The sequence below is a fragment of the Caulobacter sp. P4_E5 genome (assembly GCF_056401555.1).
In genome coordinates, this window is the sequence record NZ_JBFUJD010000058.1 from 22,885 (window position 1) to 36,246 (window position 13,362).

A 13,362-nucleotide genomic window follows, 5' to 3' on the forward strand; every position below is an offset into this window, starting at 1 on the left:
TCGTCAGCCCAGAAGGCTGCCCCAAGCGTGGGCGCGGGACGCCTTGCTGTTGCTGGTCTTGCCCAGGGCGCGAAGCTCGTCGCGCTCCTTGGCCTTCTCTTCCTTGCGCACGCGCATCTCGGCGGCTTCGAGCGCCTTGCGCTCCTTGCGCTCGGCGCGGCGGGCGGCGGCGACTTCTTCTTCGCGAGCCAGGGCCTCGAGACGGGCCTTTTCCTTGGCTTCAGCGCGAGCGGCGCGGACGGCTTCGAGTTCGGCGGCGCGCAGTTCCTCGCGCTTGTCGAAATCGGGGTCCTGGACGGCGGGCTTGGCCTTGAACTTGGCCAGCATCGCCTTCTTGGCTTCCTGCTGGGCGGTAAGACGATCGGCGAATCCGGTGTTCTTCAGGTGCGACATGAATCTTCGTGTTATTTGGAGGCGGCGGCTCTAAAGCCCAGATCGGCGCAAAAATCAATGCGTCATCGGGCTTCATCACCCCTTGCCTATGGGAGGTGATGTCGCCAGAGCACGGTCTATGTAGGGAGCCTTCGCCCATACGGTAGGGGCCGGCCGACGTCTTTATCGGTCGAGAATGGGGACGGTTTTGCCTCCCCTCGAAGTCGAAGGCGAAATCCTTAAGTATTCCCGCTACTTGACGGTCGATGCGCTCACCTTGACGCACCGCAGCGACGTCTATAGGTTCCGCGCCGATCAAGCCGGCCGGAAAAGCGCCTTGTTTTGGCGCGTCGGCGGCGCTTTCGGACCTGCCGCTTCCCATGCCCAAGGCCGACGAACCGAACGACAAGGCCTTCAACAGCCTCGACGCTCGGCTCGACGCATTTGAGGCGAAGAAGGCGGCGGAAAAGCCCGCGAAAGCGGTGTCCGAAAAGGCCAATCAGGACGGCTATCGCCTCCTGGCGGACCTGATCGGGGGCGTATTGGTGGGTCTCGGCTTCGGCTGGCTGCTCGACCGCTACGTCCATACGAGCCCCTGGGGCATGGTCGGCGGTCTGCTGATCGGCATGGGGCTCGCGATTTTCTCCGTCGTCCGCAAGGCGACGAAAATGAGCGCGCAGGCGTCGGCGGCTGCCCCTGGGGGGATCGCCGACGGAGACACGGGAGGCGGGCCAACCGTCCCCAAGCAGAAGAGAGACTAGGGCCGATGGCCGATCCGATGCACCAGTTCCAGATCCAGAAGATCGTGGAACTGCCGACCGTGACCGTTCCCGGCCTGGGCGCCATCGACCTGTCGATCACCAATTCCGTGGCGGCGATGATGTCGGCCGCCCTGCTGGTCATCGGCTTCTACAGCCTGTCGGCCCGCAAGGCCGTGGTCCCCGGCCGCCTGCAGGCGGTGGGCGAGATGCTGTACGGCCTGGTCGACGGCCTGGCCGAGTCGATCATCGGCCATGACGGCAAGAAGTTCCTGCCCTTCATCTTCACGCTGTTCGCCTTCGTGCTGTTCATGAACATCCAGGGGATGTTCCTGGTGTTCACCGCGACCTCGCAACTGGCCGTGACCCTGACCCTGGGCCTGATGGTCATCCTGACCGTCGTCGCCGTCGGCGTGATCAAGAACGGCTTCAAGTTCTTCAAGCTGTTCGCCCCGTCGGGCGTGCCGTGGCCGCTGTACTTCCTGCTGGTGCCGATCGAGATCCTGTCGTTCCTGATCCGCCCGATCACCCTGGGCCTTCGTCTGTTCGGCAACATGCTGGGCGGCCACGTGGTCCTGAAGATCTTCGCCGGTTTCGTGATCGCCCTGGGCGGTCTCGGCGTGCTGGGCTGGGCCGGTTCGGCCCTGGCCCTGACCTCGGTCGTCGCCCTGACGGCCCTCGAGTTCATGGTGGCCTTCCTGCAGGCCTTCGTGTTCGCGGTGCTCGCCTGCGTCTACATCAACGACGTCGTGCACCTCGACAGCCACTGATCAACCTTTAGTCTTTCAACCAACACTACCCTCTTCAAGGAGTCTCAATCATGGACGCTGCTGCTGCTAAGTACATCGGCGCTGGTCTGGCCATGCTCGGCATGATCGGCGCGGGCATTGGCCTGGGCGTGATGTTCGGCAACTACTTCCAAGGCGCCCTGCGTAACCCGACGGCCGCCGCTCAAGAGCGCCCGATGCTGTTCCTGGGCATGGCCCTGACGGAAGCCCTGGGCATCTTCGCCCTGGTCATCGCCTTCCTGATCCTGTTCTCGTAATCCGACCTGGAGCGCGGCGCTTCATCGGAAGCGACGCGCTCCAAGCTTTCTGTTTTCTCGCGTCTTCCGGATGCGCGCTGGTTTCCAGCCGCTCGAGGACGCTTTAGCTGAGAGGCGCCTTCGCCCATGGCGACGGAACATCACGGCACGGTCGAGACGACTGAAACCCCCAAGCACGAAAGCGGCGGCCTTCCGCAGCTGCAGTTCGAGCACTGGGGTGGTCAGATCGTTTGGCTGCTGCTCATCTTCGCCGTTCTCTACGTGGTGCTGTCGAAGGGCCTGCTGCCCCGCGTCAGCGGCGCGATCGACGAGCGCGGCGCCAAGATCGCCGGCGACATCGCCGACGCCCGTCGCTTGAAGGACGAGGCCGAGGCTCAAGCCCGCGCCGCCGCCGCCGAGGTCGCCGAGGCGCGCGCCAAGGCCCAGAAGACCGCGGCGGACGCCAAGGCCAAGGCTTCGGCCGAAGCCGCCGAGCGTCAAGCCAAGGAAGAGGCCGTCCTGGCCCAGAAGCTGGCCGAGGCCGAGGCCTCGATCCAGCTGGCCCGCGACACGGCCATGAGCCACGTCCGCGTGGTCGCCGAAGAGACGGCCGGCGCGATCGTCCAGAAGCTGACGGGCAAGGCGGCCACGGCCGCCGAGCTCAAGTCGGCCCTGGCCTGAGGAACTGAAGATGGAACACGAATCCCTGTTCAGCCTCGCCAACCCGGAATTCTGGGTCCTGGTCGCCCTGGTGATCTTCTTCGGCCTGCTGGTCGTGCTGAAGGTCCTGCCGGGCGCCCTGTTCGGCGCGCTCGACGGCTATGCCGCCAAGATCAAGGCCGAGCTCGACGAAGCCCAGCAACTGCGTGAGGAGGCTCAAGGCCTGCTCGCGGACGTGAAGGCCCAGCGCGAGGAAGCCGAGCGCCAGGCCGCCGCGATGATGGAGGCCGCCAAGGCCGACGCCAAGCGGATGGCCGAGGAGGCCAAGGAAAAGCTCGAGGAGCAGATCAAGCGCCGCGCCGAAATGGCCGAACGCAAGATCGCCCAGGCCGAGGCCCAGGCCACCGCCGACGTGAAGGCCGCCGCGGTCGATCTCGCCGCCCAGGCCGCCGAGACCGTCCTGGCCGCCCGCCTCGCCGGCGCCAAGAACGATCCGCTGGTCGACATCGCGATCGGCCAGATGGGCGCCAAGCTGCAATAGCGGCGAGGGTCCTGCGGACAAGACAGAAAGGGCGCGGATCGCAAGGTCCGCGCCCTTTTCTTTGCCCGCCACAGCTTGGAACCGGCCGCGCGACCGATCCTTCTAGTCTCTTCGACAACCAATCGGAGAGCGCCATGTACGCCATCCTGGGATCCACGGGCCATGTCGGGTCCGCCGTCGTCGACGCTCTGCTGGAGGCCGGCGAGCCGGTCCTGGCCCTCGTTCACAGCGCGGAGCATGGCGAAGGCCTGAAACGGAAGGGGGCGGAGATCGCCGTCGTCGACGTGCTGGATGTCGACGGCCTGCGCGCGGCATTCAGACAAGCCCGCCGGGCGTTCCTGCTCAATCCCAACGCCCCTGTCAGCGGCGACACCGACGTCGGCGAACGCGCCACGGTCGCGGCCATTCTCGCGGCCCTCGATGGCTCGGGACTGGAGAAGGTGGCAGCCGAGAGCACCATGGGCGCCCAGCCCGGCGAAAGCCTCGGCGACTTCAACGTGCTGTACGAGCTGGAGCAAGGGCTGAAGGCCCGGCCCATCCCCGCCGCCTGGAACCGCGCCGCCTACTACATGTCCAACTGGGACATGGCGCTGGAGGGCGCGCGCAAGGACGGCGTGGTCCAGACCATGTTCCCGGCCGACTTCAGGCTGCCGATGGTCGCCCCGCGCGACCTGGGACAGGCGGCCGCCCGGCGGCTGAGGTCCAGCCTGGACGATGTCGGCCTGCGCAATGTGGAGGGGCCGGCGCGCTATTCGATGGCGGATGTGGCCCGGGCCTTCGCCGACGCGCTGGGTCGACCGGTGCGGGTCGTTGTCACCCCACGCGAGCAGTGGGAACGGGCCTTCCGGGCCCTTGGCTTCTCGCAGGCGGCGGCGCACAGCTACGCCCGCATGACCGGCGCGACCCTGGACGGCGAGATGGTTCCGGAGAACGAGACGGAGAAGGGGCCGACGACCTTGCAGGCGTACATCGCGGACCTGGTCGGCGCGAGCTAGGCCTTCTTCGCCATCTTGCGGGCGATGTAGCGCTTCAAACGCAAGATCGCCCAGGCCGAGGCCGGCCGCCGCCCTGCACCTTTACCGGTAGTTCACCTATAGGCGCGACAAGTTGACGCACAATCCTTAGTGGAAGCTGTTCCGTGCCTCAGCGTATCGCGGCCATCGATGTGATCCGGGGCTATTGCCTCGTGAACATCTACATCAATCATATCGCGGGCGGCGTGCTGCAACGGTTCTCGCCATCGAACTTTGGCCTGTCCGACAGCGCTGACCTGTTCGTCTTCCTGTCCGGCGCCTCGACCTTTCTGGCCTTTGGCGGGCTGGAATTCTTCGACAGCGTGCGCGCTTTGTGGAGGCGGGCGCTCAAGCTCTACGGGTGCAATATCCTGCTGATCGTCGGCACCGTGGCCGTTCTGGGCGCCCTGGCGTGGCTAGCGGGCCCGGCGATCCGATTCCATAGACCCGAGCTGAACGCGCTGCTGGCCAGCCCCTGGCCGCCGGCGGCTTGGCACGTCCTGACCTTGCAACAGTCCGTCGGCTTTTCGGACGTTCTGCGACTCTATGTCGGGCTTTTCGTAGCGGCGCCGCTCTTTCTATGGCTGGCCGTCCGGCGCTGGTGGTGGGCGCTGCCGCCCGCCCTCTTGGTCTGGATCGTCGCGGGTCATTTCCGGTTGGTGGGCCACGACAGCCTGACGGGCGCGCCGCTGATGATGAACTTCCTGCCTTGGACCCTGACCTTCGTCAGCGGCATGGCCCTGGCGGCGGCGATGGCCCAAGGCGTTCGTCCGCCGCGCTCGCCATGGCTGATCGGTGCGGCGCTGACCCTGGTGCTGGGTTATGTCGCCCTGCTCTACGTCCTGCCCTACTGGCCTGACGCACAGGCTTGGGTCGACACCCGCAACGACAGCTTCTGGCTGGGCGGCAGCAAGAGCCTGATGTCACCGCTGCGGGTGCTGCACCTGTCGGCCCTCGCCTATCTTTTCGTCGTCTTCTCGGACGCGCCGGTGCTCCGCCTGGTCCATCAGGCTGGCCCAAGGTCGTTTCTGGTGGTGCTCGGCCGCCGGTCGCTGCGGGTCTTCGTGACCGGCGCGGTGCTGTCCGTGGCCGCGAGCGAACTGCTGCACCTGACCGGACTGCGTTGGGGCCAGCGGTCCTTGGCCGCCATTCTTGTAGAAGTTCTGTTGGCGGCGAGCGGAATTGCCGCGCTTTGGGCCGTGGCTAGGCTCCGTTGGACGAGCGAGCGCCCGCTAGGACGGCCCGCATCCATGACCAGTCTCGCGACCGCCACGTCGAACCGCTAGCGGCCGTTGCCCTAGGCCTTCTTCGTCATCTTCCGCGCGATGTAGCGCTTCACGCGCTTGCGGGTCTTCTTCAACAGCCGCCAGCGGGCCCGGCGCAGGATCATCTTCTCGGTACGGAGCATCTGCTGCCAGACGACCAGCAGCACCTCCGGCTCGCGACGCATCAGGCGGCGGATCGGGAAGACCAGCTTGGGGTGGCGCTTCTGCCAGCGGATGAAGGTCTTGCGGGCCTGGAACGAGTAGCGCAGCACGATCATCAGGCCGATGACCAGCAGCGGCAGGCCGACGTGACCCGGCAGCGGCGTCAGCACCGCGCCGGCGACGATCACCAGCGTGCCGAAGCCGATGGCGATCCAGCGAAAGGCCCGGGCGGCGGATTCGCGCAGCAACAGGGCCAGCCGCGCGCGGCGACGAACCCTGTGCTTGACGTCGATGGTGGTCGCGATCGCGTTCACCGTCCGTTTTGCTTTACGGGGCGACGCTTCAGCGACTTACGCCAGCGCACGGCGACCCGCCACTTGCGCGGAATGATCAGGCGCTCGACGCGCAAGGCCTGTTGCCAGGCGACCAGCACGACCTCGGGCTCGCGACGCAGCAGGCGACGCAGCGGGAAGATCAGCTTGGGATGGGCGTGCTGGAAGCGGACGAACTGCTTGCGCGCCTTGAACGAGTTGCGCAGCACCAGCATCAGGCCGACCACGGTCAGCGGCAGGCCCAGCGGGCCGGGCAGCGGCGCGATCAGCGCGCCAGCCGCGATCAGCACCACGCCGAGCGCCACGAGAAACACGCGCAGGAATCGCGCGATGAACTCACGGGCGAGGTCATCGGCGGGGCGGTGGGCGCGCGACATGGCGAGGGCGAGAGCAGTCATTGGGAGGAACAAACAAGCTTGCGCGGCGCCTGCTCCCTGGAAAAGCCAGCTAGCCCCGACACGCCCCTCCGATATGTGGAGGGATGAGGGCGCCGTAAAGGCGCCCTTCCGTCGCAACAGGGGTATGGAGAATGCTATTCAGCCGCCAGTGGCGCCGTAGCCACAGGTTTCCATCTCAACCGAGGCTTGCGAGCCGCTAACGTCTCGTCCAGCCGCCGCAGCGGGGCGTGGAACGGCGCGCCCTTGAAGCGTTCCGTCTCGCCCGCCCCCCCCTTCAGATTTTGGGCCGCGCCGGCCAGGGCCCGAAGCGCTTCGATGAAGCGATCCAGTTCCTGCTTGGACTCGGTTTCGGTGGGCTCGATCAGCATCGCGCCATGGACGACCAGCGGGAAGTACATGGTCATCGGGTGGAAGCCCTCGTCGATCATCGCCTTGGCGAAGTCGAGCGTGGTGACCCCGGTGCCTTCCAGCCAGGCGTCGTCGAACAGGGCCTCGTGCATGCACGGACCGTCCGGGAAGGCCGGGCTCATCACGTCCTTCAAGCGGGCCTTGATGTAGTTGGCGTTGAGGACGGCGTCCTCGGCCACCTGGCGCAGGCCGTCGGCCCCGTGGCTCAGCATGTAGGCATAGGCGCGGACATACATGCCCATCTGGCCGTGGAAGGCGCTCATGCGGCCGAAGGCGGTCTTGGCCCCCTCCTCGCCGGCGTGCTCGACCATGCTGAAGCCGTCGTCGTCATGGACCAGCCACGGCGTCGGGGCGAACGGCGCCAGGGCTTCCGACAGCACCACCGGACCCGCGCCCGGACCACCGCCGCCGTGGGGCGTCGAGAAGGTCTTGTGCAGGTTGATGTGCATGGCGTCGACGCCCAGGTCGCCCGGGCGCACCCGGCCGACGATGGCGTTGAAGTTGGCGCCGTCGCAGTAGAAGTACGCCCCGGCCGCGTGGGTCAGGCGGGCGATCTCGACGACGTCGCGCTCGAACAGGCCGCAGGTGTTGGGGTTGGTGACCATGATGGCCGCCACGTGGTCGCCGAGCTTGGATTTCAGGTCGGCCAGGTCGACGCGGCCGTCGTCGGTCTGGGCGATCTCGACGACGGTGTAGCCGACGAAGGCCGCCGTGGCCGGGTTGGTGCCGTGGGCGCTGGTTGGGGCCAGGACGGTCTTGCGGTGGCCGTTGCCGGCCGCCTCGTGGGCGGCGCGGATGGCCAGCAGGCCGCACAGCTCACCGTGGGCGCCGGCCTTGGGGCTGAGCGCGACGGCGGGCATGCCGGTCAGGGTCTTCAGCCAGTGGGCCAGGCGGTCCATCAGCTGCAGGGCGCCTTGCACCGTCGACTGCGGCTGCAGCGGGTGAATGTCCGAGAAGCCCGGCAGGCGCGCCATCTTCTCGTTCAGGCGCGGGTTGTGCTTCATCGTGCACGAGCCCAGCGGATACAGCGCCAGGTCGATGGCGTGGTTCTTCTGGGACAGGCGCACATAGTGGCGGACCGCTTCGGGCTCCGAGAGGCCCGGCAGGCCGATCGGCGCGTCGCGCAGCAGGCCGGCCAGATCGTCCGACGGCGGAGCGGCTGGCGGCAGGTCGACGCCGGTCTTGTTCCAGCAATCCAGTTCGAAGATCAGGGCCTCGTCCTGGAGGAGGCCGCGGCCGCCCGTCAGGGTTTCATGGCCGCCGAGATCGTTGGCGGCGGCTTCCGGGCGCGTGGGGCGGCCGACGTTGTTCATGCTCATTGGGCCACCATCTTGGTCAGCAGCTTGGCGAAGAAAGTAATGTCGACATCCAGCGTGGTCTCGGTGGCCGCGACCAGCAGCACGTCGTCCAGGCCCGCGTCCGCGTCGAGGCGCGAGAATGGCACGCCGGCGATGATCCCGTGACCAGCCAGCGTCTCGACCATGTCGGCCGCGTTACCGGGAACCTTGATCGCGAACTCGTTGAAGAAGCGCGGGGTCAGGATCTCGACGCCGGGAACCGCCGCCAGGGCCTCGCGCAGGGCGCGGGCCTTCTGGTGGTTCAGGGCGGCCAGCTGGCGCAGGCCCGTCTCGCCCAGCAGGCTCATGTGGATCGAGAAGGCCAGGGCGCACAGGCCGCTGTTGGTGCAGATGTTCGAGGTGGCCTTGTCGCGGCGGATGTGCTGCTCGCGGGTCGACAGGGTCAGGACGAAACCGCGCCGGCCGTCGGCGTCCACCGTCTCGCCGCACAGGCGGCCCGGCATCTGGCGGACGAACTTTTCCTTGCAGGCGAACAGGCCGACATAGGGTCCGCCGAAGTTCAGGCCGTTGCCGATCGACTGCCCCTCGGCCACGGCGATGTCGGCGCCCATCTCGCCGGGCGACTTCAGCAGGCCGTACGAGACGGCCTCGGTGGTGACCACGATCAGCAGGGCGCCGGCGGCGTGGGCGGCTTCGGCGATCTTGGTGACGTCGGTGACCGTGCCGAACACGTTCGGGGTCTGGACGACGACGCAGGCGGTGTCGGCGTCGATGGCGGCGATCACCGCGGCCTCGGCGTCGATGGCCGCAGGCATCGCCTGGGTCGTGACGCCGGCGGCATGGGCCAGGGTCTCGATGGTCTCGACATAGTGCGGGTGGACGCCGCCCGACATCACCGCCTTGTTCCGGCGGGTCACCCGCTGGGCCATCATCACGGCCTCGGCCGCGCCGGTCGAGCCGTCATAGAGCGAGGCGTTGGCCACCTCCATGCCGGTCAGGGCCGCGACTTGGGTCTGGAACTCGAAGAGTACCTGAAGAGTCCCTTGGGCGATTTCCGGCTGGTAGGGCGTGTAGCTGGTCAGGAACTCCGACCGCTGGATGATGTGGTCGACCGTGGCCGGCACGTGGTGGCGATAGGCGCCGGCCCCGCAGAAGAACGCGCCCTCCCCCGCCGAGCGGTTGCGACGGGCCAGGCCCGCCATCTCGCGCTCGACCTCGATCTCGCCGGCGTGCAGCGGCAGATCGACGGTTCCGGCGCGCTGGGCCGAGGCCGGAACGTCGACGAACAGGTCGTCGATCGACTTCACGCCGATCGCGCCGAGCATCTCGACGCGGTCTTCGGGGGTCAGGGGAAGGTAACGCATTGTGAGGAGCGCCTATTGAATGAAGATTGTCATCCCGGACGCCCGTAGGGCGATCCGGGACCGCCGGAAGCACGGAGCTTTCCGCGGTCCCGGCTCTCCGCGCTGCGCGCTGCGGCCGGGATGACAGGTTTTTACAGAGTGCTCAGAAACGCTTCGTACGCGTCGCGGTCCATCAGGGCGTCGACCTCGGCCGGGTTCGACAGCTTGATCTTGGCGAACCAGCCGCCGCTTTCCGGCAGGGCGTTGACGGTCTCGGGGGCGTCGCCGAGCTCGGCATTGCCCTCGATCACCTCGCCCGACACCGGGGCGTAGACGTCCGAGGCGGCCTTGACGCTCTCGACCACGGCCAGGTTCTCGCCCTGCTTCACGGCCTTGCCGGCTTCCGGGACCTCGACGAACACGACGTCGCCCAGCTGCTCGGCGGCGTAAGCGCTGATGCCGACGGTGGCCACGTCGCCTTGGACGATGACCCACTCATGATCTTTGGTGAAACGCATTGGTCTGGCCCTCTTTCAGATCTTGCGGACGTAACGGTTCGGCACGAAGGGGGTGGCGACGACCTCGGCGGCCGCCTGCTTCCCGCGCACGATGACTTTCAACTTCGTTCCGATCGCGGCATAGGCCGGCGGGGCGAAACCGATGGCGATCGGGTAGCCCAGGCTGGGGGCGAAGCCGCCGCTGGTCACCTTGCCGATGACATTGCCTGCTTCGTCGGCGATCTCGGCGCCTTCGCGGGCCGGAGCGCCTTCCAGCACCTTCAGGTTGACGCGGATCCGCGACAGGTCGCCGGCCAGTTCCTTGGCGATGCGGGCCGCGCCCAGATAGTCGCCGGCCTCGCGGCGCGACTTGCCGACCGCGAAGTTCAGGCCGGCCTCGATCGGCGAGACGGTCTCGTCCAGGTCGTGGCCATAGAGCGGCAGGCCGGCTTCCAGACGCAGGCTGTCGCGAGCCCCCAGGCCGATCGGCTTGACCCGTTCGTCGGCCAGCAGGGTGTTCCACACCCGCTCGGCGGCCTCAGCCGGAACCGAGATCTCGTAGCCGTCCTCGCCGGTATAGCCCGAGCGCGAGAGAATGGCGTCGACGCCGAACGCGGTCAGGGCCAGCGTGTCCATGAACACCATGCCGGCGGCTTCCGGTACGTGGGCGGCCAGGACGGCGGCGGCCTCGGGACCTTGCAGCGCCAGCAGCGCGCGGTCCTCGAGACGCTCGACCGTGGCCTCGCCGGCCAGAGTGTCGGCGATGATCTTGTAGTCGTTGTCCTTGCAAGCGCCGTTGACCACCACGAACAGGCCGTCGTCGTCGGGACGCGCGGTCATCAGGTCGTCGATGATGCCGCCGTCGGCGTTCAGCAGCACGCCGTAGCGTTGCTTGCCGGGCTTCAGGCCCTGGTAGTCGGCCGAGACCACCTTCTCGAAGCTCTTGGCCGGGTTCTCACCGCGGATCCGCGCCTGCCCCATGTGCGAGACGTCGAACAGGCCGGCGTGCTCGCGGGTCCAGAGGTGCTCTTTCAGCACCCCGTCCTTGTACTGCACCGGCATATGGTAGCCCGCGAACGGCACCATGCGCGCGCCCACCGCCACGTGGGCGTCGTACAAGGGCGTCTTCTTGAGATCTTGATCAGACACTGGGCGGGCTCCAAGCGGGGTCGGCGAGACGACCGGCTCGCGCCGGGTGGTCGCGCCCCCGCTGTCCCTTGGACCTGAGAGATTCCGGCCTTCCCCCTCTGCTGTTTGAGGTTGGCCTTGCTCCTTCGGCGAGCCGCCCTTTCGGGAGACTACTTTCCAGCGTTTCTAAACCCGCGCGGTCCTTTTGCCTGAGCGTTTCCGGGGCGGTTGCGCCTTCGGCCTCGGGAGCGAATCCCGATGTCTCCCGCGAGGGTCGCTGGGGTGATGCGGGAGGGTTGGGTCAGAGTCAAGCCGGACCTAGCGCCCCCTCCGTCACGATGCGTATCCGCATCGCGCCACCTCCCCCGTTTCACGGGTGAGGAGGACCTCCTCCTCCCCTGCGCAGCGGGGGAGGTGGCGCGGCGCCGAGAGGCGACGTGACGGAGGGGGCGCTCAAGCCGCTACAGCCCGATATCCCCAAACCAGTCGTCCTCGCCAATCGGCGGGCCAGGCGGGATCACGATCTTGCTTCTTCCCTCGGCGACCAGCGCCGCCAGGCGGTCGCCGCTTTCGTCGGCGACGATCCCGGCCAGGGCGCGCGCCTGGGCCCGATCGGCGGGGTCGCCGGCTACCGTCTTGAGGCCCTTGCCCCAGTCGGCTAGCCGGGCGCGGATCACGGCGGCAGCGGTCGGCGACAGGCTCTTGTCGTCGAGCGCCTGGGCCAGGTTCGCCACCATCCGCTGGCGGCCCCGACGGGCCAGCTCGGCCTGGCGTCCGACGGCCTTGCCGTCGAAGGCGGCGAAGGCCAGGGCCTTGTCCAGCAGACCCTCGACCCCGGGCTGGACCGGATCGCGGCGCTTGGCCTCGACCAGCCGGTTCAGCCGCGCCGGCGCGAACAGGTCGGCCCAGACCAGGTCAGCCGCCACTTCCGCCGTGGCCGGCAGGTCGAACACCGGGCCCTGGCCGAAGGTCTCGATCTCATAGGCGTGGTCGGTCCCCTGCGACTGGCCCGAGGTCAGGACGTCGAGCGCCTTGTCCGGGAGGTCGAGCGCCGCCGGGGTGATCGTGCGCAGCAGGGCGTCGATGGCGGCGGCCTGGCGATCGGCGGGCACGAGCTTGCTGGCCTCCTTGCCGTCGCCTTCCGCGCCGTAGGTGAAGTCGATCCCGCCGACCAGCTTGGCGGTCGCGTCGACCTGGTAGCGCTGGAAGATGTAGATCGGCGCGATGATCCGGCGCAGGTCGGCGACCGACGCCCCCTTCGGCAGATTGCCGAGACCGAAGCGTTCGAGCGCGATCTTGCGCACCGCCATCAGGTGGTCGAGCTCGGCGACCGGGTCGGATCCGTTGTCCCAGACCGCGCCCAGCGGATGCGGCGTATCGGACGCGCGGGCGTCCTCGTCGGAGACGTAGCGCAGGCCGTCGGCCTGGCTCTTGTCGGCCTTGGCCTTCTGCCAGGCCTTGTCGTCGGTCCCGGCCGGGGCGGGGCCGTACAGCCAGTCGATCACGAACTTGTCCCAGCCCCCCACCCCGCGCCCGTAAGCGTCGGCGAAGTCGAGCCCGCCGTCCTTGATGGCGATCTTCGGGGCCGGATAATCCATCACCGAGGCCCGGCCGCCATAGGTGCTGGCGGCGAAGTTGTGCTGCAGGCCGATCGAGTGGCCGATCTCGTGGGTGGCCAGTTGGCGCAGGCGGGCCAGGGCGATCTCGATCGGATCGTTGGGCCCACCCTTGCCGGTCTTGTCGGCGCCCTCCAGCCCCTCGAAGATCAGCCGGTCCTGGCGAATGCGCTGCGAGCCCAGCAGGACGTCGCCCTTGACGATCTCGCCGGTGCGCGGGTCGACCACCGCATGGCCGTACGACCAGCCGCGCGTCTGGCGGTGCACCCAGTTGACGACGTTGTAGCGGGCGTCCAGCGGGCTGACCCCTTCGGGCAGCACCTCGACCCGGAAGGCGTCGATGAAGCCCGCGGCCTCGAACGCCTGGTTCCACCAGCGGCCGCCCTCGATCAGGGCCGAGCGCACGGGCTCGGGCGCGGCGCGGTCGACATAGAAGACGATCGGCTTCTTGACCGGCGAACGGGCGGCGGTCGGATCGGTCTTCTCCAGCCGGAAGCGATGGACCAGCCGATAGACCAGCGGTTCGTTCAGCGGCGCGGAATAGTCG

15 protein-coding genes, 1 pseudogene and 1 riboswitch are annotated in these 13,362 nt (G+C 68.0%); of the genes and pseudogenes, 8 read left to right on the top strand and 8 right to left on the bottom strand.

Features of this window, described 5'->3' with window-relative positions; translation table 11 throughout:
• Positions 1 to 3: 3 nt before the first annotated feature.
• Positions 4 to 393 (bottom strand): DUF6481 family protein, encoded by a 390-nt coding sequence (locus AC1DSO_RS17125; protein ID WP_477069968.1) that lies wholly within the window; start codon positions 391 to 393, stop codon positions 4 to 6.
• Positions 394 to 752: 359 nt separating this feature from the next.
• Between AC1DSO_RS17125 and AC1DSO_RS17130 the strand changes: the two genes are divergently transcribed.
• The 7 genes from AC1DSO_RS17130 (at position 753) to opgC (ending at position 5,654) form a co-directional block, all read left to right on the top strand.
• A complete protein-coding gene (locus AC1DSO_RS17130; RefSeq protein ID WP_477069969.1) occupies positions 753 to 1,133 on the top strand; it encodes an AtpZ/AtpI family protein in 381 nt (126 codons plus the stop codon).
• 5 nt (positions 1,134 to 1,138) lie between these two features.
• Positions 1,139 to 1,900 carry a F0F1 ATP synthase subunit A gene (locus tag AC1DSO_RS17135; protein WP_477069970.1) on the top strand — a complete coding sequence of 254 codons (762 nt, stop codon included), beginning with the start codon at positions 1,139 to 1,141 and terminating at the stop codon, positions 1,898 to 1,900.
• Between the two features lie 50 nt (positions 1,901 to 1,950).
• Entirely contained in the window at positions 1,951 to 2,175 is a 225-nt protein-coding gene (locus AC1DSO_RS17140) for a F0F1 ATP synthase subunit C (protein WP_035047292.1), read from the top strand.
• Between the two features lie 126 nt (positions 2,176 to 2,301).
• Positions 2,302 to 2,835: a F0F1 ATP synthase subunit B family protein gene (locus AC1DSO_RS17145; protein WP_477069971.1), complete on the top strand. Its 534-nt coding sequence runs from the start codon at positions 2,302 to 2,304 to the stop codon at positions 2,833 to 2,835.
• A gap of 10 nt (positions 2,836 to 2,845) precedes the next feature.
• Positions 2,846 to 3,355: a F0F1 ATP synthase subunit B gene (locus AC1DSO_RS17150; RefSeq protein ID WP_477069972.1), complete on the top strand. Its 510-nt coding sequence runs from the start codon at positions 2,846 to 2,848 to the stop codon at positions 3,353 to 3,355.
• Positions 3,356 to 3,489: 134 nt separating this feature from the next.
• Entirely contained in the window at positions 3,490 to 4,350 is an 861-nt protein-coding gene (locus AC1DSO_RS17155) for an NmrA family NAD(P)-binding protein (protein WP_477069973.1), read from the top strand.
• A gap of 143 nt (positions 4,351 to 4,493) precedes the next feature.
• The gene (gene opgC, locus AC1DSO_RS17160; protein WP_477069974.1) at positions 4,494 to 5,654 is read left to right on the top strand and encodes an OpgC domain-containing protein; all 1,161 of its coding nucleotides are present in this window, start codon (positions 4,494 to 4,496) and stop codon (positions 5,652 to 5,654) included.
• A gap of 11 nt (positions 5,655 to 5,665) precedes the next feature.
• Here opgC and AC1DSO_RS17165 read toward each other — a convergent pair whose 3' ends face one another.
• The 6 genes from AC1DSO_RS17165 to gcvT form a co-directional block, all read right to left on the bottom strand.
• Positions 5,666 to 6,109, bottom strand: a complete 444-nt coding sequence (locus AC1DSO_RS17165; protein WP_477069975.1) for a hypothetical protein — start codon at positions 6,107 to 6,109, stop codon at positions 5,666 to 5,668.
• Positions 6,106 to 6,525, bottom strand: coding sequence for a hypothetical protein (locus AC1DSO_RS17170; protein WP_477069976.1), 420 nt, complete (start codon positions 6,523 to 6,525; stop codon positions 6,106 to 6,108). Before AC1DSO_RS17170 ends, AC1DSO_RS17165 begins: the two co-directional genes overlap by 4 nt.
• Before the next feature lie 134 nt (positions 6,526 to 6,659).
• The gene (gene gcvPB, locus AC1DSO_RS17175) at positions 6,660 to 8,252 is read right to left on the bottom strand and encodes an aminomethyl-transferring glycine dehydrogenase subunit GcvPB (protein ID WP_477069977.1); all 1,593 of its coding nucleotides are present in this window, start codon (positions 8,250 to 8,252) and stop codon (positions 6,660 to 6,662) included.
• Entirely contained in the window at positions 8,249 to 9,595 is a 1,347-nt protein-coding gene (gene gcvPA / locus AC1DSO_RS17180; protein ID WP_477069978.1) for an aminomethyl-transferring glycine dehydrogenase subunit GcvPA, read from the bottom strand. The genes gcvPB and gcvPA overlap by 4 nt, the downstream gene beginning before the upstream one ends.
• 131 nt (positions 9,596 to 9,726) lie before the next feature.
• Positions 9,727 to 10,092 (bottom strand): glycine cleavage system protein GcvH, encoded by a 366-nt coding sequence (gene gcvH, locus AC1DSO_RS17185; protein WP_477069979.1) that lies wholly within the window; start codon positions 10,090 to 10,092, stop codon positions 9,727 to 9,729.
• A 15-nt stretch (positions 10,093 to 10,107) separates the two neighbouring features.
• Positions 10,108 to 11,220: a glycine cleavage system aminomethyltransferase GcvT gene (gene gcvT / locus AC1DSO_RS17190; RefSeq protein ID WP_477069980.1), complete on the bottom strand. Its 1,113-nt coding sequence runs from the start codon at positions 11,218 to 11,220 to the stop codon at positions 10,108 to 10,110.
• A 166-nt stretch (positions 11,221 to 11,386) separates the two neighbouring features.
• A riboswitch (glycine riboswitch) is annotated at positions 11,387 to 11,477 on the bottom strand.
• A gap of 44 nt (positions 11,478 to 11,521) precedes the next feature.
• Here gcvT and AC1DSO_RS17195 point away from each other — a divergent pair.
• Positions 11,522 to 11,640 (top strand): annotated as a pseudogene (locus AC1DSO_RS17195) (hypothetical protein); the annotation flags it as partial.
• Between the two features lie 20 nt (positions 11,641 to 11,660).
• Here AC1DSO_RS17195 and AC1DSO_RS17200 read toward each other — a convergent pair.
• Positions 11,661 to 13,362 (bottom strand): zinc-dependent metalloprotease (locus AC1DSO_RS17200; protein WP_477069981.1); only part of this gene is annotated, 1,702 nt, incomplete at its 5' end.